This window comes from Streptomyces sp. NBC_00310, assembly GCF_036208085.1.
In the GTDB taxonomy this organism is placed as follows: domain Bacteria; phylum Actinomycetota; class Actinomycetes; order Streptomycetales; family Streptomycetaceae; genus Streptomyces.
This window is the reverse complement of record NZ_CP130714.1, coordinates 117,631-138,046: the sequence shown is the minus strand read 5'-3', so window position 1 is coordinate 138,046 and position 20,416 is coordinate 117,631. Positions and strand designations below refer to the sequence as shown.

The following is a 20,416-nucleotide window of genomic DNA, read 5'->3' as shown; positions in this document are numbered from 1 at the left end:
TTGACTGTGTTCTGTTGAACTAACCGAGCTGTTACCGCAGTTGACGGCTGTGCTGGTGGTCTCGGTCGATGTTTCTGGTCCTGCCGTTGTGATGCAGGCTCGTACGAGATCCGGTGCTCCAGCAGGGTGTACGGGGTGCGGCACGCTGAGCGAGTGGGTACACAGCCGCTACGTACGGCGCCTCGCCGATGCCGCGCTGGGAGGCAGGCCGGTCCGCATCGACTTGAGCGTGCGCCGTCTGTACTGCGAGAACTCGGCCTGCCCGAAGGTGACCTTCGCCGAGCAGGTGCCGGGACTGACCGTGCGCTATCAGCGGCGCACTCCGCTGCTGCAGCAGCTGGTCGAGGCGGTCGGCGTGGTGCTGGCCGGCCGAGGTGGGGCGAGGATGCTGCGCGTCCTCAACATCAGGCTGTCGCGGTGCACCGTGCTCGCGCAGCTGATGCGGGTGCCGCTGCCGCCGCTGGTCACACCCCGGGTGCTCGGCGTGGACGACTTCGCGCTGTACGGCGATACCTACGGCACTCTCCTGGTCGACGCCGAAACCAGACTCCCGCTGACGCTCTGGGAAGGCAGAGACGCCGAACAGCTCAGCCGATGGCTGCGCGGACATCCGGGTGTGGAGATCGTCTGCCGCGACGGCTCGCTTACCTATCGACAGGGCATCGCCGATGGCGCCCCACAGGCGGTCCAGGTCAGCGACCGTTTTCATTTGTGGCAGGGCCTGTCCCGGCGCGTTCAGGAAATCGCCGCCACCCACCGAGGCTGCCTGCCGGAAGCTCTCCCTGCCTCCGGAGCGACCGAGCCCGAGCTCGCGAACACCCCGGCGACACAACCTGAGCCGGCGGACACTCCGGCCGCCCGGCATGCCCGTCGGCTCTTCGAGGCAGTGCACGCGCTGACCGATACCGGCCGCTCCTACAGTTCGGCAGCCCGCGAGCTCGGCCTCGACCGCCGCACAGTGCGCAAGTACGCCGGCGCCCGAACCTGGCACGAGGTGGTCCGCCGACCTCCGCGCCGCCCCTCCACCCTCGACCCGTACCTCGACTACCTGCAGCAACGCTGGGACGACGGCGAGCACAGCGCCAAGGTCCTGCACCAGGAACTCCTCACCAAGGGCTACTTGGGCCACTATCAGCGCGTGAAGATGGCCATCGCACCGCTACGGCGCGGCCTGCCCCTGGACGAGCCACGCGAGCGGCCGCCCTCACCACGCGAAGCCGCCCGCTGGATCATCACAGCTCCCGACCGGCACGGCCCGCACACCGCGCAACGTCTGCAGCGGTTACTCGAACACTGCCCGGAGCTTCACCGCACCCACGACCTGGTCCGTCAGTTCGCCGCCATGCTCGATGCCCGCGATGCCGCATCCCTGCCCAACTGGCTTGACACGCTCACGGCCAGCGGACTGGCTCCGCTCGCTGGTGCCGCCGCAGCTCTGCGCGAAGACCAGCACGCGGTCACCCAGGGGATCACCACTCTCTACAACTCGGGGGTCAATGAAGCTCCCCCCTTGACCTGGACAGCCTGATACTGGGACGGAAGGTCCCGGAGGAAGCAGTCACAGGTAGTGAGCAAGAAGAGCAACATGAGCAAGCGGTACACGGCCGAGTTCAAACGCGACGCCGTCGCGCTGGCGCTGTCGTCGGACAAGACGGTCACCGAGGTCGCCCGGGACCTGGGGGTGAGCCCGGAGGGTCTGCGTGGCTGGGTGAAGCAGGCCAAGGCCGACCGGGGCGAGGGGCCCGCCGGGACTCTGACCAGCGCCGAGCGGGAAGAACTCGCCCAGCTGCGGCGTAAGGTCCGCGAGCTGGAGAAGACGGTCGACATCCTGGGAAAAGCGACCGCCTTCTTCGCGCAGGACAAGATGAGGTAGACACCGCCACGCGGTGCCGCTTCATCGACGCGGAGAAGACATCGGACGACAATCACGCAGGTCACAGCGTCGCGCTGCTGTGCCGTGCGCTCGGAGTGCCGCGCTCTACCTACTACGCGCACCGGGCGGCCGCGTCAGCGCGCCGGGTCGCGCGGCGCGAGGAGGAACGCCTGGTGGACGAGATCCGGGTGCTCCACGCCGGATCGCGCGGCGCCTACGGGGCCCCGCGGATCCACGCCGCCCTGCGGCGGGCCGGGCGGGCGGTGAACCCGAAGAGGGTCGAGCGGCTGATGCGCAAGTACCGGATCGTCGGGATCACCCGCCGCCGGCGTCGGGGCCTGACCAGGCAGGCCAGGCGGGCGGTGTTCGCCGCCGACCTGATCGGCCGGGACTTCACCGCCCCCCGTCCCGGGATGCGGCTGGTCGGTGACATGACCGAACTCGTCACACGGGAAGGGAAGTTGTATCTGGCGACCTGCATTGATCTCGCGACGCGGGAGGTGATCGGCTGGGCGATGGCCGACCACCACCGCGCCGAGCTGCCGGTCGCCGCCCTGCGGATGGCGGCCGGACGCGGTGGTCTGGAGGACGGCTGCATCATGCACACCGACCGCGGCAGCGAATACACGAGTGATGAATTCCGCACCGAGATACGCAAGTTGCGCATGCGACAGTCGATGGGACGTGTCGGCTCTTGTTACGATAACGCTGCTGCGGAAAGCTGGTTCGCCGTCCTGAAAGCGGAGATCGGAACCACCGTCTGGGAGACCCGCGAGGCCGCCCGGGCCGACGTCTTCCGCTACATCGAGATCGAGTACAACCGCAGCCGACTCCGCAGACACCCCGAGCATGGGTACGTCACCCCACTCGAAACGAGAACCTTGCTCAGGCAAGACCTCACCCCCGCAGCGTAAACACCCGCTGTCCAGGGCCCGGGGGGAACTTCACAACGAAGGCCGCATCACCGACGTGAAGCTCCAGAAACGCATTATGGGAGGCCGTGCCAGCGTCCCGCTCCTGCGCCATCGCGTCGTCCTGATCGCCCACCTCCGCCGCCGTTTCGCAGGCGGACTGACCGTCGCACCGAGATGATCTCCGACTACGAAAATCTTGCCAGAGCCACGTTCTCACGTGTACGCCGACAACGGGCTTGAGTATCACCCGGTCTGAGCGCAGCGGCCCGAGGGCCCCACCGGTAGGCCGTCCAACAGATAGGCGGGATCCACGCGTGGTGGTCGTTGCGAAGCCTGCTGGTGGTTCGCTGGCTGAACGAGCACGGCTCCCACCCGTTCGCGCCGGGATGTACCGCCCTCTGAGACGTGCCCGCCCGGGATGACCGGCCTTCCGGCTGCCTCATCGCACTGCGTGAAGGCCAACCGGCTGCATGGGGTGTTAAAGGTGGGTGCCGCCGCTGGCGTCGAGGTGTTGGCCGGTGATCCAGCGGGATTGGTCGGAGGCGAGGAAGGCGGTGATGTCGGCGATGTCGGTGGGTTGGCCGAGGCGGTTGAAGGCGGACTGGTTGGCGAGGTGAGTGGTGGCTGCAGGTGTGGTGCGTTTGCGTTTGTTCATGTCGGTTTCTATATATCCGGGGTTGATGGTGTTGACGGTTATGGCGCGGGGGGCGAGTTCTTTAGCGAGGGCGAGAGTGAAGGTGTTGAGGGCGCCTTTGGTCATGGAGTAGACGATGGATTCGGGGTAGGCGATGCGGGTCGCTGCGGAGGAGATGTTGATGATGCGGCCGCCGTTGGGGATGTGGGGGAGGGTTCGTTGGACGAGGAAGAGGAGTGATTTGGTGTTGATGGTGAAGAGGTGGTCGAAGAGTTCGGGCGTGACTTCGTGGATGCGGGCGGATCCGCTGGCTGCCGCGTTGTTGACGAGGATGTCGAGTTGGGGTTTTTTCCCGTGTTGGGTGAGGCCGTTTTGGAGTTGGGTGTAGAGAGTGTTGATGTCGTTGGGGGTGCCTAGTTCGGCGCGTATGGGGAAGGCGTGGCCGCCTTCTTGGGTGATGAGGCGGAGGGTTTCCTGGGCGGCTTGTTCGTTGGTGCCGTAGTGGACTGCGGTGAGGGCTCCTTCCTGGGCCAGTTTGCGTGCGATGCCCCGGCCGATTCCGCGGCTGGCTCCTGTGACCAGGGCTGTTTTCCCGGCCAGTCTTTTCATGTTGCGGCCCTCTTGGTGGTCGGTGGCGGGGAAGTTGTGGGTGCAACCGGCCAATGGGCGCCGGCGCCGTGGGTCCGCTGGGTGAGGGTGTGCCGGTGTGTCCTTGAAGTGCGCGGGCGGGGTGTTTGGGGTTCAGCGGGCTGTGGTTTGGCTAGCTGGTTGTGGTTGTGGTGGGTTGGTTTTGGGGTTGTTGGGTTTCTTGGTGGACGTGGGCGCCGCGGGTGGGGGTGAGGTGGAGGTTGGTGATGATGGGGGGTTGGGTGATGGTGGGGAGGAGGTGGCGTAGGAGGTGGGTGGCTCGGGTGGTGAGGTCGTTGTAGTCGGTGAAGGCTTGGGACATGGATTGGATGCCGGCGAAGGAGCCGACGATGACGTCGGAGGTGGTGGGGGGGTGGATGTGGGGGAGGAGTTCGCCTTGGGTTTGGGCGTTTTCGAGGATTTCCTGGATGAGTTGGCTCCAGCGTTGGAAGGGGCCGGTGCGGTCGAGGGTGGTGGCCATTTGGTCCATGGCGAGGCGGACGCTGGCGCGGACCATGGGGTCGGTCTGGAGGCGGTGGGCGTGGAGCATGACGATGTCGACGAGTTCTTGTGTTCTGCAGGGTCTGCGGGGGATGTGGAAGTGGTTGTCCTGGGCGTCGAGGACGCCGAGGGCGAGTTCTTCTTTGGATCGGAAGTGGAAGTAGAGGGCTCCTTTGGTGACTCCGGCGCAGTTGAGGATTTCGGAGATGGTGGCGGCTTGGTAGCCGCGTTCTTCGAATACTTTGGCTGCGGCGAGGAGGATGGTTCGGTGTGTGCGGATGGCCCGGTCCTGTTTTGCCATGCGGTCTCCCCGTGTGTGTCGTGGCTGACGGGCTCCGGTAAAGAAACCGCCTAGTACGTATATTACAGTGGGGGTGGGGTGGGGGGTGGGGTGGTCCGCTGTGCCGGGTGCGGTGAGCGGGGGGCCGGGGTGCGGGTGCCGGGGGTGGGTGCGGGCTGGAGGGGGAGACCGGCTGGGGTGCTGGGGTGCCGGGGTGCTGGGGTGCTGGGGTGCCGGGGTGCTGGGGTGCCGGGGTGTTGGGGTGCTGGGGTGCTGGGGTGCTGGGGTGTTGGGGTGCCGGGGTGCTGGGGTGTGGGGTGGTGGGGTGGTGGGGTGGTGGGGTGGTGGGGGTGTGCTTTCCCGGGTGGTGTGGTGGGTTGTCCGGGGGTGGGGGTGCGGCCGGTTCGTGTGGGTGATGTCCGCCGCGCCGGTCTGCTCCGGGCTGCCCTGGCCTGCCTCGGCCTGCCTCGGCCTGCCTCGGCCTGCCTCGGCCTGCCTCGGCCTGCCTCGGCCTGCCTCGGCCTGCCTCGGGCTGCCTCGGGCTGCCTCGGCCTGGCTCGGGCTGCCTCGGGCTGCCTCGGGCTGGCTCGGGCTGGCTCGGGCTGGCTCGTGTGTGGTGTGTGTGGTGGTGGGGTTTGGGGCTGTCGTAGTGGCTGGTTTGTTCCTGGCTGGCGCTGTTGTTTTGTTGCCGTGTCTTTGGGGGTGTGTGCCTGCGGGGGTGTGGGGTTCTGCCCGCGGGGGTGTTGGGGGGTGTCGGGCCTGCTCCCGGTGTGTGTGGTCTTGGCGGGCTTGGGTGGCGGGGGTTCCCCCGGGGTGCCTGACCTGCGCCCGCGGGTGTGGGGGGCTCCCGGGGGTCCGGCGGGCTTGGTTTTTCGGTGGCGGGGGTTCTCCCGGGGTGCCTGACCTGTGCCTGTGGGGGTGTTGGGTTCCCGCTCCGGGGGGTGTCTGGTCGGCCTGGGTGGTTGTGGGTGTCGGGCCTGCCTGACCTGTGCCTGTGGGGGTGTTGGTTCCCGTCCCGGGGGGTGTTGGGCCTGCCCTGAGGGGTGTTGGGTCCGGCTTCCGGCAGCGGGGGGGGTGGGGGTGCCGGGGGTGTCGGGTCTGCCTTGGGGGTGTGTCTGTGGGGGTGTTGGGTCCGGTTTCCGGCAGTTGGGGCTGGGGGCTGGGTGCGGGCTGGAGGGGGAGACCGGCTCGGGTGCTGGGGTGCTGGGGTGCTGGGGTGCTGGGGGTGTGTCTGTGTGTGGGGGGGGGTGTTGGGTGTGGGGTGGTGGTGTGGGTGCCTGGTGTGTTGGTTGGTGTCTGTGGGGTGGGGTGGGGTGGTTTGTGCTGGTCAGTGGGGGGTGGGGGTTACGGTGCAGTGGAAGACGGGTTGGCCGTTTTGGTGGCCGGTGATCTGGACGGGTGTGTGGGGGCCGGGGTTGGGGCCGGGGTTGGGGGTGGGGGTGGCTTTGATGATGCAGGGGGTGTGGAGTTCGGCGTAGCGGTGGAAGGTGCTGGTGAGGGAGAGGGGGAGGAGGGGGTGGGGCAGGACGGTTGCGGTGGCCTGGCGGGCGGCTTCGATCAGGACCATGCCGGGCACGTGGTCGACGGGGTGGTCGAAGAGGACGGGGTGGCGGGTGTCGAGGCGTAGTTGCCAGTGGTGGGGTGTGGTGAGGGGGGTGAGGACGACGTCGGTGGGGGATGTGCGTCCGACGGTTTGTGGTGCGACGGGGGCGGTGAGGGGGAGGCGGGGGTGTGTGGTGGGGGGTGTGTGGGGGGTGCGGAGGCGCTGGTAGACGGTGGGGGAGGCGCAGGAGTAGGAGGCGCTGCCGGTGGCGAGGGGTTGTCCGTCGCGTCGGATCACTGCTTCGTAGCGCAGGGCTGCCAGGGTGCGGCCGCGGCGTTTGATGTCGGGGCAGGTGATGTCGAGTTCCAGGGAGGCGGGGGCGGCGCCGATGTGGAGCTGTTCGGGGTGTACGGCGATGTTGAGTTCCCACATCAGGAAGTGGTGGCCGAGGGGGACGCCGAATTCTGCGTGGGCCAGGAGTGAGCCGACCTGGCGGATTGTTTCGGCTGCGATGAGCGGGTCGTGGCGGCCTTCGACGGCGGTGAAGAAGCTGTGGGCGCGGGGCCATTGGGCTCTGACGGTGAAGCGGGTGTCGTCGGTGCGTTCCCAGCCGGTGAGCAGGACTTCCGCGACCGCTGCGCGGTGGACGAACTCTTTGGGGACGGTGGTGGTGAGGGCGAGGTGGTCGAAGGCGCCGGGGAGGCTGGAGGCCCCGGTGAGGGCTTTCGGCGGTGCTGTGCGGAGCGTTGGGTGTTCGACCTGGAATGTGCTCGCGGTCATTGATCCCCCTTGAACACGACTGTGGGAGGTGGGCCGTCCGGCCCCCTGGCGGGGGCCTTGGGGCCCTCTGGGCGCCCCAACATACATACCAACCGGTTTTGTTTCTAGCGGTAGCCGGGACTCCGCTAATCCGGAACGGGGGGGTGTGCGGTGGGGTGTGTCCGGGGGGTGCGGGCGGCGGTTGCCGCGCACTTGGGCGGGGTGAGGGTGCGGGCGCGGCGGGCCGGGCGGGGCTCAAGCGGAACCAAGGGTTTTCTCCAGGGCGGCGGTGGAGCATGGCCGGCGGGAGGGATCCATGGACGGGCGTGGTGGAGCGGCCCCGGTGCTGCGGGTGGAGTGCGGTGGGGCCGGTGGGAGGGGACTGGCGGCCGTTGCCGTGGTGCTGTTCGTGCTGTTCGTGCTGTGCGGCGGCCCGGCTGTCCGGGCGGCGGGGCCGGCCGGCGGTGCTGGTGCGGGGGGCGGGCCGGGCTGGTGCGGGGGGCGTGATGGCTGCCGGCCGCCGGGGAGTTGGCGGTGAGGGGGAGCGGCTGCGCGGTACGGCGGAGCGTGCGGCCGGCTGCCGGGCCGGGAGCGGGGGCGGGATCTCCTTCGGTCTGTCGCGGAAGGGGTCTGGCGTGGCGGGTGCCGTCCGGTGTGCGGGGGCGGCGCCGGGGGCCGGTGTGCGGGCTTGGGCCGCGTGCGGCGGGAGGGCGGGCGCGGCGCGGCAGGTGGGGGGCGGCGCGGCGGCCCGTAAGCGGAGCGGTCCGCCCCGCGTCCGGGTCCCGGCGGTGGGGCCGGGCGGCCGCGCGGTCCGGGTCTCTTCGGCGGGGCCAGGGCGGTCCGGGGCGGCGTGTGGCGGGTGCCGGGCCGGTGGGGGGACGGGCCGTACCCCGTTGGTGTGATGGCCGGGCGGGGGCGGGGCGGGGCCTGCGGGCGGTGTCTGCCGGTGTCCGGGGCGTGGGTGTCCTCGGTGGCGTGCCGGGGTTTCGCGGGCGGGGCCGGGCGGGGGCGGGGCGGGGCGGGGTTGGCGTGGTGCCGCTGGGTGTGTGCCGGGGCGCGGGCCGGGGGCGGACTCCTGCGTGCGGCGCGGGCGGGGGCCCTGCGCCGGCTGGTCGGTGGCAAGGCCTACGGTGGTGGGTGCGTCGTGAGGGACGGTGTGCCCGCCGGTACGGGCCTGGCGCGCGCGTGGACGCACCTGCGGGGACGCGGGTGCGGGGACGGTCTGCCAGTGCCAGTGCCAGTGCCAGTGCCAGTGCCAGCGTCGGCGTCGGCGCGGTGCCGGAGCCGGGGTTCCCCCGGGCGGGCGGGCGGTCACGGTGTGCCGGGCCGGGGCGGGGTGCCCCGGCCGCGCGGCCGGGGCACGGCCTGGCCGGCCACGTCACCGGCCGGTGACACGGCCGGTGACGTGGCCGTGTCGCCGGGCGGCGGGCTGTCGGCGTCCGGTGCGTGGCCGGTCCGTCCGGGTCCGGTGCTGCGCGGGTGGGGCGTGGCGCGCCGGCCCGTGCGCGGACACGCCCGACCCGCCCTCGTGTGATGAGCGAACCGATGATCCACCGGACGCCGCACGCCCTGTTGCCGGGGGTGCCGCGGGACCGCAGTGCCAGCCAGGAGACAGCCGATGGTCAAGCAGGAGCGCGCGGCCCGTACCCGCGGGGCACTCATCCGTGCCGGGGCCGAAGTGTTCGCGCAGGAGGGCTTCGCGCCCGCTTCGCTGTCGGCGATCAGCAGACGGGCGGGGGTCAGCAACGGTGCGCTGCACTTCCATTTCGCGAGCAAGAAGGCGCTGGCGCAGGCGGTCGAGGCCGAGGCGCTGGAAGGGATGCGGCAGGTCGTGCGTGATGCCCTGCGCCAGGACGGCGGCCCTCTGCGGGTGCTGGTGGAGGCGACGTACGGCCTGATGGGCCGGATCGCCGATGACGTCGTGGTGCGGGCGGGGTTCGAGCTGGGCGGCGGTCCGCGCCGCCGGGAGGGTTCCTCGCTGCGGGGGGAGTGGCAGCGCTGGGTGGAGGAGACGCTGCTGCGCGCCGAACGGGACGGCTGGCTGGCCGAGGGGGTCTCCGCGGATGACGCCGCGACCGCCGTCGTGGCCGCCACGGTCGGCTTCGAGGTGCTCGCCGGCACGGACCGGGCGTGGCTCTCCGAGCGGAAGGTCACGGGGCTGTGGGGCCTGCTGCTGCCCCGGCTGACCGCCCCGCACGCCCTGGTGCCCGGGGACGCCGGCGACAGCGGGCCGCGGCGGTAACACCCTGCCGGACCGCTCCGGCCCTGCGCACTCCACCCGCACACACCCGGACACCCGTACCTCTCCCCGCCGGGAAGCCCCCTGCCCGTACACCCGGACACCCGTACGCCTCCGTGCGGTGAAGTGCCCGCGCTGGTACGCCTGTGCGTCTCCGCGTGCGGTGAAGTGCCCGCGCCGGTGCGCCCGTGCGTCTCCGCGCCGTGAAGTGCCCGCGCCGGTGCGCCTGTGCGTCTCCCCGCCGTGAAGTGCCCGCGCTGGTACGCCTGTGCGTCTCCGCGTGCGGTGAAGTGCCCGCGCCGGTGCGCCTGTGCGTCTCCGCGTGCGGTGAAGTGCCCGCGCCGGTGCGCCTGTGCGTCTCCGCGTGCGGTGAAGTGCCCGCGCCGGTGCGCCCGTGCGTCTCCCCGCCGTGAAGTGCCCGCGCCGGTAGGCCGGTGGGTCTCCGCGTGCGGTGAAGTGCCCGCGTTTGCCGTCGGCCGTCCCGGTGGCCGGGGGGTTTGCCGGGGCGTGTCTGCGGGGTGGGGCCGGAGGCGGTCGCGCGAACAAAAAACAGCACGGACGGTTTGATATTGACAAACCGTCCGTACCGTTTTTTACTGGGGGGCATGCTGGCAGCGGCTCCGCCGGGACCAGGCGCGAAAAGGACTGACCACTTGCTCGCACTCGTGCAGGACTTCATGCAGCAAATGAGGGGGACGGCATGGACATCGCTGTACTGGGCGCGCTGGACGTCCGGGAGAACGGGGTCTCGGTGACTCCCACGGCGCCGAAACCGCGCCAGGTCCTGGCGCTGCTGGCCCTGCACGCCGACCAGGTGGTGCCGGTCGCCGCGCTGATCGAGGAACTCTGGGGCGAGCGGCCCCCGCGCAGTGCGCGCACCACGCTGCAGACCTACGTGCTGCAGCTGCGTGAGCTCATCTCCGCGGCCCTGGCGCGCGACGCGGCGGGCGCCCCGGCGCGTACGGCCAAGGATGTGCTGGTCACCACGCCGGGCGGGTACCGGCTCGACACCTGGGGCGGTGCCAGCGATGTCGGGGAGTTCGAGCGGCTGGCCGGCAGCGGGTACCGGGCCATGGACGCCGGTGACTTCGCCGGCGCGGCCCGCCACCTGCGCGAGGCCCTCGCGCTGTGGACCGGCGCCGCTCTGGCCGACATACAGACCGGCCCGCAGCTGGGGATGGAGACCAGGCGGCTGGAGGAGACCCGGCTGTGCGCGTTCGATCAGCGTATCGAGGCCGATCTGCGGCTGGGCCGCCACCGCGAACTGCTGGGCGAGCTCACCGTCCTGGTCAGCCGCTACGCAACCCATGAGAAGCTGCACGGCCAGTTCATGCTGGCCCTGCACCGCTCGGGCCGGCGCAGTGAGGCCCTCGACGTCTACCAGCGGCTGCGTAACGCCCTGGTCCGCGAGCTGGGCCTGGAGCCCTCGGCCGGGCTGCGCCGGCTGCAGCGCTCGATCCTGGTGGCCGGTCCGGAGCCGGCGCTCGATACGCCGGTGCGCAACGAGCGCCTCACCCGCGTCGGCTGACCGGCCGTCATGCCCTCAGCAGCGCGTGACCTCTCCCGGGGCAGGCGGGCGGGATCCGGGCCGGGGGCGGTACGGGCGCCGCTCCGGCCCCCGGGGCGGACGCACGGATGCGCGGGCGGCGGCCCGCGCCGGTCCTGTCCGGCAGCGGCCTACGTCCTGCCCCCGGCTCCGGCGCGACGCGGGCGGGTGGCGGGAGGGCCTGCCGCCGTCCCCGGCGGCGGAGCATCCCCGGGGACGCCCACGGCCGCCCCGCCCCGCCCCGGCCCGCCCCGGCCGGGGGCGGGGCCTTGGTGAAGCGGCCCTGAACGGCCACGCCCCTCGGCGCGGTGCCCGCCGCCCCCGGCGGCCGCGTCCGGCGGCCGCGTCCCGCACCCCCAGCAGCGTCCGTCGCCGGCCGGCCGGGACGGACCGTCCCTTGGAGTCACACATGATCGATGACAGCCGGCCGCTCCCGGCCGCCCCGCTCCCCGCCCCGCCGGCCGATCTGCTGACCGGACTCGTGGAGATCCTCGCCGCCGTGCTGCGGCTGAAGGCCGAGAAGATCGACCCCGGGCAGACGTTCCGGTCGCTGGAACTCGACTCGCTGCTGACCGTCGAGTTCGTCGCCACCGTCAACACCCGCTACGCCACGGACGTCAAGGCCGACGCCCTGTTCGACCACCCCACCCCCCTCGCGTTCGCCCGGTACGTGGCGGGCGAGCGGCAGACCCCGCACGCGGCTCCCTCCGGCCCCCCGGCCCGCGGCCGGCAGGCTCCCGCTCCGGCGGCGCTCCTGTGGCCCGGGCCCGCGTTCACGAAGCAAGCGGTCCTCGACGTGCTGCGCGAGGAACTGGCCCGCACCCTGTGCTGCGACCCGTGGGACATCGACACCACGGCCGCCTTCAGTCTCCTGGGCGTGGACTCCATCCTGGGGGCGGAGTTCGTGGCGGAGGTCAGGCGCATCTACGGTCTGCGGGAGCGGCCCGTCACGCTCTACGACCACACCAGCCTCGCGGCGCTGGCCGCCCACATCGCCGCCACCGCCACCGCCACCGCACCCGCATCCGCATCCGTCCCGGCACCCGTATCCGCATCAGTCGCCGCCCCCGCGGCCGCCATCGTCCCCGCACCCGCGGCCATCCCCGCACCCGCGTCCGCCACCGTCCCCGTCCCCGCACCCGCACCCGCCCCCGCGTCCGTGTCCGCTTCTGCACCCGCGTTCGCACCCGCGTTCGCGGCCGCTTCTGCGGCTGTCCCCGCGGTCTCGCTTCCGGTACAGGTCCCGGTGTCCGGTACGGCCGCCGGGGCGATCGGACTCGCTGCCCTCCTCGACGCCGTGTCCGACCACCGGATCTCCGTCGACGAGGCGCTCGAACTGCTGCCCCGGCGCGCCTGACGGCCGCGGACGATGGACGAACGCGAGATCCTCACCCGGCTCAGGGCCGGAACCCTCGACCGCGAGCAGGCCACCCGCCTGCTGACGCGGCAGACACGGCGCGGACCCGAAACCCCCCGGCCCGCACCCCCGTCCCCGCCCCCACCGGTGTCCCCTGCGGTACCCCCGGCCGCGCCCCCGTCCCCGGCCGCGCCCCTGTCCCCGGCCGCGCCCCTGTCCCAGGCGGCACCTGTGTCCCCGCCCCCACCGGTGTCCCCTGCGGTATCCCCGTCCCCGGCCGCGCCCCTGTCCCAGGCGGCACCTGTGTCCCCGGCCGCACCTGTGTCCCCGGCGGCACCGGGGGCATCGGTGTCTCCGCCCGCACCGCCCGCACCGCCCGCACCGGGGGCACCGGGGGCACCGGTGTCCCGGCCTTTTCCGCCCGTCGTGGCGGAGTGCGGGCCGGTCCTTCCCTCCGGGGCCGGGGCCGGGGCCGTACCGGCGGCGGGCGGTGACATCCCGGGTGTGGAGGACGGTTACGCCGTCGTCGGCCTTGCCGGGCGCTACCCTGCGGCGGCGGACCTGAACGTCTTCTGGGACAACCTCCGCGAGGGCCGTGACACCTCCTCGGACGCGCCCGCCGGCCGGCCCGGCCCTTCCCCCCTGGAGGAGGGGCAGCGCGGGCACTTCCTGGACGGTGCCGCCGACTTCGACGCGGAGTTCTTCCAGTTCGCCCCCGAGGAAGGCGCTCTGACGGACCCGCAGGAGCGGCTCTTCCTGGAGACCGCCTGGGAAGCGCTGGAGGACGCGGGCTGCACCGGAGCCCGGCTGGACGCGCTGCGCGGCCCGGACGGCACCCCGCGCGCGGTCGGTGTCTTCGTCGGCGCCAGCGCCGGCGACTACGCGCTGCTGGCCGCCGCGTCCTTCAGCCGCGGCCGGCCCGCCGTGCCCCGCAGCGGCCACTGGGGCCTGCCCGGCAGGCTGGCCGCGCTGCTCGGCCTGAGCGGGCCCGGGCAGGCCGTCGACACCGCCCAGTGCTCGGCCCTGACCGCCCTCCACCTCGCCGTGCAGGCCCTGCGCCGCGGTGAATGCGCCGCCGCCGTCGTCGGCGCCGCCGAACTGCTGCTGCACCCCTCACGGGCCCGGGACGCCGCGGGGGAGGGCGTCGGCGCGGCCGTCGTCAAACCGCTGCGCCGGGCGCTCGCGGACGGGGACCGGGTGTATGCCGTCATCCGCGCCACCTCCAGCGGATTCGCCCCGCCCCCCGCGCCCGCGCCTGCCGCCGGCCTGCACGAGACCCGCGAGGCGACCGTGCGCCGCATCGGCGACGCCGGGGCGGCCACCGGACTGGCGGCCCTGACCGCCGCCGTGCTCCAGCTCGGCCACGGCACCCTCGCCCCCGCGGCCAGCCGGCCCACCGCCCGGCCGTGGCCGCGCCCCCGCGACGGACAGGGGCGCCCGACGCCCCGTACCGCCACGGTCGAGGTGGCGGCCGACGGCGGCTTCACCGCACGCGTCGTCCTCCAGGAACACCTCGCGCCCCCGCCGGCGCACCGCCCCCCGGCACCGGAGGACACCCCCGGCCGCGAGGAACTGGTGGTGGTGTCCGCGCCCACGCCCGCCCACCTCGCCGCCACCGCCGCCAGGCTCGCCGACTGGCTCACCCGGCCCACCCCACCGCCCGACGGCGACGGCGACGGCGGCGGAGGAGGCGGAGGCGCGGCCGGCGGGCCGGTCCTCGCCGACGTGGCGCGGGCCCTGCGCACCGGCCGGGCCGCCCTGCCCTGCCGGATCGCGCTGCTCGTCACCGACCTGCCCCGGCTCGTCGCCGGGCTGCGCCGCTTCGCCGGACACCCGGCCGCCGGCGGCGACGTCCGCTACGCCGACCTGCGCGGGCACGGCGGCGACCCGATGGGCCTGGGCGCCCTGCCGGAGACCGGCGCCTACCTGGCCGCGCTGTGGCGGGGCGGACACCTCCGGCAGCTCACCGGGCTGTGGCTGTCCGGGCTCGACGTCGACTGGGCCGCGCTGGAACCGGGTCCGGGTGCCGGGACACCGGCCGCCGTACCGCCGCCCTCGGCGTTCCTGCGCCGGCCGCTGTGGCTGGACCCCGCCCCCGGCACCCCGGCCCCCGGCACCCCGGCCCCCGGCACCCCGGCGTCCGGCACCCCGGCGTCCGGCTCTCCGGCGTCCGGCCCGGCCCCCGGCACCCCGGCGCCCGGCCCGGCCCCCGCCACCCCGGCGTCCGGCACCCCGGCGTCCGGCACCCCGGCGTCCGGCTCTCCGGCGTCCGGCTCTCCGGCCCCCGCCACCCCGGCGTCCGGCACCCCGGCGTCCGGTACCCCGGCGTCCGGTACGGAGCGGGCCGGATGACCGGCCAGGACCCGGGGCGGCACACCTCTGCCCGGCAGGGGCCGCAGCCGGTGAAACTGTGGTTCTGCCCCAACGAGGAACTCGCCCCCGGCATGACCGCGATCCTGGCCGCGCACTGGCTGGACGAGCACGAGCGGGAGACCGCGGGCCGCTTCCTCTTCGAACGCGACCGGCGCCAGTACCTCGTCGCCCACGCCCTCGTACGACGCGTCCTGGCACTGGAGAGCGGTATCCCGGAGGCCGAGGCGGTGATCTGGCGTTCCTCGCGCGGCCGGCCGTTCCTGCACAAACCGCCCGAGGGGCTGCCGCGCGGGGGCCGGGAGCTGGACTTCAACCTCTCCCACTCGGGCGGCCACAACCTGCTCGGCGTGGTGCGCCGCCACCGCATCGGGGTGGACGTGGAGCGGCTCGACCGCGGCGGCCAGGGCTTCGACGCCGTCGTGGCGTCCTTCGCCGAGGACGAGCGCCGGTGGGTGGCGCGGGCCGCGCCGGGCCGGGCCCGCGACCGGCGGGTGCTGCGGCTGTGGACACTGAAGGAGGCCTACTCCAAGGCCCGCGGCCTCGGCCTCGCACTGCCCTTCGACGCGTTCTCCTTCACCCTGGCCGAGGACCTGGGGGTGACCGGCTTCCGGCCGCCCGACAACGACGCCGACCCGCGGTGGCGCTTTGTGGAACTGGAGCCGGTGCCCGGCGTGCTGGCCGCCGTGGCCGTCCTGGCCGACACCGGCACACAGGCCGTGCTCCACCTGCACCACGGATTCCCGTGGGGGCGAGCCGCTCCCCGGCTGCTGCCCCTGCCCGAACCCGCCCGCGCCCGGGTGTAGGCCGGGTGCAGGACCGCAGAGGGACAGAGGGACAGAGGGACAGGGCAGGCAGGGGGGGGCAGGGCGGGCGGGGCAGGTGTCCGGCCCGCTGGCCTGCCTGCCTGCCTGCCTGCCTGCCGTGGGCCGGGCGGCGGGCCCACGGTCACCGAGGTGCCCGGCCCGCCGGGCGCGGGCGCGCAGCCGGTGCTGTCACCGGGCCGTGTGGGGGGCCGTGTGGGGTGGCTTGCGTATGCCGCTTGGCCAGGGCGAGGGTGGCGGTGGAGTTGTGGCCCAGTGCCCGGCGCAGGCAGCGGCGGGCCTGTTCCACGGTGGTGCCCTCGCCCAGGACGGGCCCGATGGCCTCCTCCCGCAGCAGGACCGTGTGCCGGGAGGTGACGGTGACACCCGACGCGTCCGGGACGACGGACCACTGGCCGGTGTGGGAGTGCATCAGCGCCGGTGTGCGGGTCTGCTTGTAGACGATCCGGCCGCTGTCTGGGAAGCAGACGCGTACGGACTGCGTGGTGTGCGCGGCGCCGTCGGCGGTCCGCGTGTCCATGGTCATGACCTGCACGCCGGGGGTGTCCTCGGCCACCTCCAGGCGGGCGACGCGGGGCAGGAGCCGGGGCCAGTCGGCGACGCGGTGGAGGAAGCCGTAGACCGGCTCGGGCGGGCCCTGGACCCGGATGCTGTCCTCGAAGGACAGCACCAGCTGATCCAGTCGCTCCCACCGCTCGGCGAGGTCCTTCAGCCGGCAGAGTTCCGCCCTGCTGTTGGTGTCGGTGGCCCGGCGGACCCACTCGGCGTCCTCGGCGCGGTCACCGCCCACGGTGAAGTCGTGCAGCAGGACCAGCCGGCACGCCCCGCTCCCGCGCTCCTGGACGGTCCACCGCCCCGCACCCCGCACCCCGAACCCCACGCCCCACGCCGCGTGCCGCGTGCCGCGTGCCGTCACGCCGCCTCCGGCTTGCGGCGAGCGGCTACGTCGTCCCCGGCAGCCGGGTGGCCAGGGCGTCGAAGCGGCGCAGCAACACCTCCTGGCGGCGGCCCAGTTCCTCGACACGCTGCTGGAGCCGGGCGATCTCGGCGCCCAGTTCCAGCGCCTGCGCCTGCGCCGGTGTCGTCGCAGCGGACGGCAGGTCCGGGCGGGCCGGGACGGACAGGTCGGGGGCATGGTTGAGGATCGCCTCCAGCCGGCCGCGCAGCACCGGACCCGGCTCGATCCCCAGGGCCTCCACCAGACGGCGCCGGGCCCGCTCGTAGACACCCAGCGCCTCGGCCTGCCGGCCGCCGCGGTACAGGGCGACCATCAGCAGGTCGTAGAACCGCTCGCGCAGCGGATGATCGGCCGTCAGCTTCTCCAGCTCGCCGGTGATCTCGTCGTGCTGCGCACAGCGCAGACACACCTCGTACAGCGTCTCCAGCACGCTCAGGCGGTTCTCCTCCAGCCGGTCCGCCTCGCTCGTGCAGATCGGCCCGTACCGGCTGTCCTGGAGCGCCGGCCCGCGCCACAGGGCCAGCGCGCCGCGCAGCAGCCGGGCCGCGGACCGCGGATCGGTGGCGGCCGCCGCCCGGCCCTTCGCCGAGAGCCGGCAGAACCGTTCGACATCGGTGGTGGCGCGGCCCAGGCTCAGCAGATAGCCGGTCGGCAGCGTGGTGATCCACTCGTGGCCGGGCACCGCAAGGCGCGGCTCGGGCAGCAGCCGCCGCAACCGGGCCACATGCGCCTGCAGCGCGTTCCCCGCGTTCGACGGCGGGTGCCCGCCCCACAGCTCCTCGGTGAGCTCCTCGGCGGACAGCAGCCGGCCGGCACACAGCACCAGCGCCGAGAACAGGGCGCGCTGCTTGGACCCCGGCGGCACGATGTCCTCGCCCGTGCGGCCGTCGTGTATCTCCACCGGCCCCAGCAGCCGGAACTCCGTCCCCCCGGCGGGCACGGCAAGAACCCCGGCGCTGTCCGCTCCGGCGGCGGACGCCGCGCCCCCGCCCGGCACGCTCACCGCGCCACCGCGCGGTGCGGTCCGGCCCGGCGGACGCCCCCGGCGATCCGCGAGCCGCCGGGGAACCGGCGCGGCCGCTCACGGCAGGCCGCAGGGGAACCACCGGCGTGGCGAAACACCAACAGCCGCAGCTCCATCGTGACTCCCCTCCTGGCCGACAGCCGACAGCCGACAGCCGACAGCCGGCAGCCGATGGCCGGGCGGCTGGCCATCGCCATCGCCATGGCCATGGCCGTCGGCTGCCGGCCGGGCGGCGGTGGCCGTTGGCGGCCCCGCGGTGCTCGTCGCCCGGGCACCTGGTGAGCGCGGGTGAGGCGCCCGGCCGGTCGGACGATATCCGCCCGGCCGGGGCGGCGGCCGGGCGCACGAGGCAGGTTCCACCATCCGTACAAGCGTTCTTGAGCGGACCGGCCCGGCGGGGCGGGCCCCGGCTGTGGAAGGTCACTCGAACTTGGCTGGAGCTACCGAGGGGGGTGGCGGGAACGGGGCTAGCGTGCTGAACGGCCGACGGCTCTCAAGCCATCGAGGGAACTCGATCGATACGGGGAGGAAACCATGGAGTTGCAGGTCCTGGGACCGTTGAGCGCTGAGGTCAACGGGGTGTCGATCGTCCCGACCGCGGGCAAGCCGAGGCAGATGCTCGCCCTGCTCGCCTTCTACCCCAGCCGGGTGATGCCCGTGTCCATGCTCATGGAGGAGATCTGGGGCGCCCACATGCCCCAGAGCGCCATGACCACCATGCAGACGTACATCCTCCAGCTCCGCCGCCGCCTGGGGACCGCGATGGGCCCCGACGCCCCCGGAACGGCCAAGGAGGTGCTGGCCACCCGGCACGGCGGCTACGTGCTGCAGATCCCGCCCGAGAGCGTCGACGTCCACCGCTACGAACAGCTGGTCACGGCCGGACAGTCGGCCTGCGAGGAGGGCCAGGACACACGGGCGGCGGACCTGTTCCGCGACGCCCTGGCCATGTGGCAGGGACCCGCGCTGGTCGACGTACGCGTCGGTCCCATCCTCGAGATCGAGGTCATGCGGCTCGAGGAGAGCCGTCTGGTCACCGTCGAGCGGCGCATAGACGCCGACCTCAGACTCGGCCGGCACACCGAACTCATCGCCGAACTCACCGACCTGACGGCACGTCACCCCAAGCACGAGGGGCTGCACTCCCAGGCCATGGTGGCGTTCTACCGCTCCGGCCGGCAGGCCACGGCACTGGACGTCTACCGCCGGCTGCGCATGCGTCTGATCGAGGAACTGGGCATCGAGCCCTCGCCGCAGCTGCAACGGCTGCACCAGGCGATGCTCACCGTCGACCCGGCCCTGGACGTGGTGTGCGGGCCGCGCCGCACCTCCACCTTCAACCTGTACGCGGTCTGAACCCCAACGGCACTCCAGGCGCCGGCGCCACCCTCATCAGGCGCGGACCCACCAGGAGGAACGGCCGATGCGCGACGAACAGCCGGGCGGCCCCTTCTTCGTCCGCGGACCCGCACCACCCCGGCCGCCGGGAGAGGCCTGCCGCGTCGCTGGGCGCCTGGCACCGGCCCCGCCCGCGCCCCCGGCGCGCTGCGGCACCGCCGGCCCGCCGGCGGGCATCAACCTCGCCCTGCAGGACGCGGCCGCCGCCCACCCCGTGCTGCTCGACGCGCTCCACGCCGGCGACACCAGCCGGATGCGGCTGCCGCCCTACCAGCAGCGGCGCGCCCGCACGGCCGCGGCCGTGCACCGCATGGGAGCGGATACAGGCCCAGGGCACCGCTCGGCCGCGGCGGACCCGTGACCACACAGCTGCGCTCCGGCGCCGCCGCACTGCTCACCCGCTCCCGGCTGGGCGAGCACCGCACCCACCGCATCGCCCACGGCGCCGGCGCCGACGCCGACGCCGACGCCGACGCCGTACGCACCGACCTGACCGACCTGTTCGAAAAAGGCCCCCGGACAGAGCACACCTGACACCCCCGCCCGCGGCGGCCCGGACAGGCCGGCCCCCACCGGCCCACCGGCCCCGCCGCCGGACCGTCGGACCGCCGGACGCCTCGGCGGCAGGCCGTCACGGAGGCCGTCACGGAGGCCGCCGTGAAGGCCGTCACGGAGGACGCCGTACCCGGGTGCGCCAGGGGCCGCGAGCGCTCTTCGAACGGTCCTCGAGCGCACAGGCAGAACGTGAGAGCCCCCAGCGGTGCACGCGCCGCCCGCCGAGACCCGGAGGACACCAGCCGTGGCGCACCTGACGTACCCCGGCCTCCCGGTGGACGGCCTGCTGCGCACGGCCGCCGCCCGCAGCCCCGACAGCGTCGCCGTCCGCGCCGCGCGCACGGCGCTGTCCTACGGCGAACTGGACGCCCAGGCCGGCCGGATCGCCGCGTTCGTGCAGCAGGAGACCGCCGGCCGGCCCGGCGTGCATGTCGCCGTCGCGGGCGTCCTCGACGACCCCGTCTTCGCGGCCGCCTACTACGGCGTGATACGCGCCGGTGCCACGGTTGTCCTGGTCAACCCGCTGACCGGCAAGGACGGGCTGCGGTACGTCCTGGCCGCGGCCGCCGCCCGGATCGCCCTGGTGCCCTTGGCCACGGCCCGCCTGCCGGCCAGGACGCGGGACGCGCTGCCCGCGCTGCGCACCCTGGTGGTGATGGGCCCGCCCGACGGCACGGTGCCCAGCGGATGCCTGCCGCTGCGCACCGCCCTGGACACCGCGCCCGACGCCCCCGCCGAGCACCGCCCCCGGCCGGGACACCGTCGCCTGCGCGCAGTTCACCACCGGCACCACCGGCCGGCCCAAGGGTGTACGCGTACTGCTCACCCACCGCGATCCGGTCGCCAACGCCCGCCAGACCGCGCTCGCCCACCTCGTCCGGGCGGGCATCGTCCTGCGCGAGACGCCCGGGAACCACGACGGCGACGGCCCCCTGCACGCCATCGCGGCCCGCGCCGACGAACGCCTCGCCCCCTTCGGGCGGGTCCGCCTCACCGAAGCCTGCGACGCCGTAC

16 protein-coding genes and 3 pseudogenes are annotated in these 20,416 nt (G+C 73.6%); 14 read left to right on the top strand and 5 right to left on the bottom strand.

Going from position 1 to position 20,416, the window contains the following annotated elements; translation table 11 throughout:
• Window positions 1-49 precede the first annotated feature (49 nt).
• The 4 genes and pseudogenes from OG202_RS00450 to OG202_RS00435 form a co-directional block, all read left to right on the top strand.
• The gene (locus OG202_RS00450) at window positions 50-1,528 is read left to right on the top strand and encodes an ISL3 family transposase (protein WP_328224635.1); all 1,479 of its coding nucleotides are present in this window, start codon (window positions 50-52) and stop codon (window positions 1,526-1,528) included.
• A gap of 57 nt (window positions 1,529-1,585) precedes the next feature.
• On the top strand, window positions 1,586-1,873 hold the full coding sequence (locus OG202_RS00445; protein WP_326584620.1) for a transposase: 288 nt from the start codon (window positions 1,586-1,588) through the stop codon (window positions 1,871-1,873).
• A gap of 14 nt (window positions 1,874-1,887) precedes the next feature.
• Window positions 1,888-2,787: pseudogene (locus OG202_RS00440) on the top strand (IS3 family transposase); the annotation flags it as partial.
• 306 nt (window positions 2,788-3,093) lie between these two features.
• Window positions 3,094-3,189 (top strand): annotated as a pseudogene (locus tag OG202_RS00435) (aminoglycoside phosphotransferase family protein); the annotation flags it as partial.
• Between the two features lie 76 nt (window positions 3,190-3,265).
• Here the strand turns inward: OG202_RS00435 and OG202_RS00430 are convergent.
• From OG202_RS00430 to OG202_RS00420, 3 genes are all read right to left on the bottom strand, one after another.
• Window positions 3,266-4,030 (bottom strand): SDR family NAD(P)-dependent oxidoreductase, encoded by a 765-nt coding sequence (locus OG202_RS00430; RefSeq protein ID WP_327732023.1) that lies wholly within the window; start codon window positions 4,028-4,030, stop codon window positions 3,266-3,268.
• A gap of 151 nt (window positions 4,031-4,181) precedes the next feature.
• Complete coding sequence (locus OG202_RS00425) at window positions 4,182-4,850, bottom strand: ScbR family autoregulator-binding transcription factor (protein WP_328222126.1); 669 nt, start codon at window positions 4,848-4,850, stop codon at window positions 4,182-4,184.
• Between the two features lie 1,306 nt (window positions 4,851-6,156).
• Window positions 6,157-7,152 carry a ScbA/BarX family gamma-butyrolactone biosynthesis protein gene (locus OG202_RS00420; RefSeq protein WP_327726238.1) on the bottom strand — a complete coding sequence of 332 codons (996 nt, stop codon included), beginning with the start codon at window positions 7,150-7,152 and terminating at the stop codon, window positions 6,157-6,159.
• A gap of 1,597 nt (window positions 7,153-8,749) precedes the next feature.
• Here OG202_RS00420 and OG202_RS00415 point away from each other — a divergent pair.
• The 5 genes from OG202_RS00415 (at window position 8,750) to OG202_RS00395 (ending at window position 15,449) form a co-directional block, all read left to right on the top strand.
• Window positions 8,750-9,373, top strand: a complete 624-nt coding sequence (locus OG202_RS00415; protein ID WP_326573106.1) for a ScbR family autoregulator-binding transcription factor — start codon at window positions 8,750-8,752, stop codon at window positions 9,371-9,373.
• 697 nt (window positions 9,374-10,070) lie between these two features.
• Window positions 10,071-10,898, top strand: a complete 828-nt coding sequence (locus tag OG202_RS00410; protein WP_326573104.1) for an AfsR/SARP family transcriptional regulator — start codon at window positions 10,071-10,073, stop codon at window positions 10,896-10,898.
• Between the two features lie 427 nt (window positions 10,899-11,325).
• On the top strand, window positions 11,326-12,273 hold the full coding sequence (locus tag OG202_RS00405; protein ID WP_328222125.1) for a phosphopantetheine-binding protein: 948 nt from the start codon (window positions 11,326-11,328) through the stop codon (window positions 12,271-12,273).
• A gap of 402 nt (window positions 12,274-12,675) precedes the next feature.
• On the top strand, window positions 12,676-14,625 hold the full coding sequence (locus tag OG202_RS00400; protein WP_328222124.1) for a beta-ketoacyl [acyl carrier protein] synthase domain-containing protein: 1,950 nt from the start codon (window positions 12,676-12,678) through the stop codon (window positions 14,623-14,625).
• Complete coding sequence (locus tag OG202_RS00395) at window positions 14,622-15,449, top strand: 4'-phosphopantetheinyl transferase family protein (protein ID WP_326573099.1); 828 nt, start codon at window positions 14,622-14,624, stop codon at window positions 15,447-15,449. Before OG202_RS00400 ends, OG202_RS00395 begins: the two co-directional genes overlap by 4 nt.
• A gap of 142 nt (window positions 15,450-15,591) precedes the next feature.
• Here OG202_RS00395 and OG202_RS00390 read toward each other — a convergent pair whose 3' ends face one another.
• On the bottom strand, window positions 15,592-16,383 hold the full coding sequence (locus OG202_RS00390; protein ID WP_328222123.1) for an SRPBCC family protein: 792 nt from the start codon (window positions 16,381-16,383) through the stop codon (window positions 15,592-15,594).
• Between the two features lie 25 nt (window positions 16,384-16,408).
• On the bottom strand, window positions 16,409-17,428 hold the full coding sequence (locus OG202_RS00385; RefSeq protein ID WP_326573095.1) for an AfsR/SARP family transcriptional regulator: 1,020 nt from the start codon (window positions 17,426-17,428) through the stop codon (window positions 16,409-16,411).
• A 138-nt stretch (window positions 17,429-17,566) separates the two neighbouring features.
• Here OG202_RS00385 and OG202_RS00380 point away from each other — a divergent pair, with 138 nt between their 5' ends.
• From OG202_RS00380 to OG202_RS00360, 5 genes and pseudogenes are all read left to right on the top strand, one after another.
• Complete coding sequence (locus OG202_RS00380; protein ID WP_328222122.1) at window positions 17,567-17,731, top strand: hypothetical protein; 165 nt, start codon at window positions 17,567-17,569, stop codon at window positions 17,729-17,731.
• 252 nt (window positions 17,732-17,983) lie between these two features.
• Complete coding sequence (locus OG202_RS00375) at window positions 17,984-18,805, top strand: AfsR/SARP family transcriptional regulator (protein ID WP_326573093.1); 822 nt, start codon at window positions 17,984-17,986, stop codon at window positions 18,803-18,805.
• Window positions 18,806-18,872: 67 nt separating this feature from the next.
• Complete coding sequence (locus OG202_RS00370) at window positions 18,873-19,208, top strand: hypothetical protein (protein WP_326573091.1); 336 nt, start codon at window positions 18,873-18,875, stop codon at window positions 19,206-19,208.
• Entirely contained in the window at window positions 19,205-19,381 is a 177-nt protein-coding gene (locus tag OG202_RS00365; protein ID WP_328222121.1) for a hypothetical protein, read from the top strand. Before OG202_RS00370 ends, OG202_RS00365 begins: the two co-directional genes overlap by 4 nt.
• A 226-nt stretch (window positions 19,382-19,607) precedes the next feature.
• A pseudogene (locus OG202_RS00360) lies at window positions 19,608-20,024 on the top strand (AMP-binding protein); the annotation flags it as partial.
• Between the last annotated feature and the right edge of the window lie 392 nt (window positions 20,025-20,416).

Coding starts and splice junctions, on each gene's coding strand:
- OG202_RS00395 (WP_326573099.1), top strand. CDS start 14,622: ATGACCGGCCAGGACCCGGGGCGGCACACCTCTGCCCGGCAGGGGCCG.
- OG202_RS00375 (WP_326573093.1), top strand. CDS start 17,984: ATGGAGTTGCAGGTCCTGGGACCGTTGAGCGCTGAGGTCAACGGGGTG.
- OG202_RS00420 (WP_327726238.1), bottom strand. CDS start 7,152: ATGACCGCGAGCACATTCCAGGTCGAACACCCAACGCTCCGCACAGCA.
- OG202_RS00415 (WP_326573106.1), top strand. CDS start 8,750: ATGGTCAAGCAGGAGCGCGCGGCCCGTACCCGCGGGGCACTCATCCGT.
- OG202_RS00410 (WP_326573104.1), top strand. CDS start 10,071: ATGGACATCGCTGTACTGGGCGCGCTGGACGTCCGGGAGAACGGGGTC.
- OG202_RS00430 (WP_327732023.1), bottom strand. CDS start 4,030: ATGAAAAGACTGGCCGGGAAAACAGCCCTGGTCACAGGAGCCAGCCGC.
- OG202_RS00425 (WP_328222126.1), bottom strand. CDS start 4,850: ATGGCAAAACAGGACCGGGCCATCCGCACACACCGAACCATCCTCCTC.
- OG202_RS00370 (WP_326573091.1), top strand. CDS start 18,873: ATGCGCGACGAACAGCCGGGCGGCCCCTTCTTCGTCCGCGGACCCGCA.
- OG202_RS00445 (WP_326584620.1), top strand. CDS start 1,586: ATGAGCAAGCGGTACACGGCCGAGTTCAAACGCGACGCCGTCGCGCTG.
- OG202_RS00405 (WP_328222125.1), top strand. CDS start 11,326: ATGATCGATGACAGCCGGCCGCTCCCGGCCGCCCCGCTCCCCGCCCCG.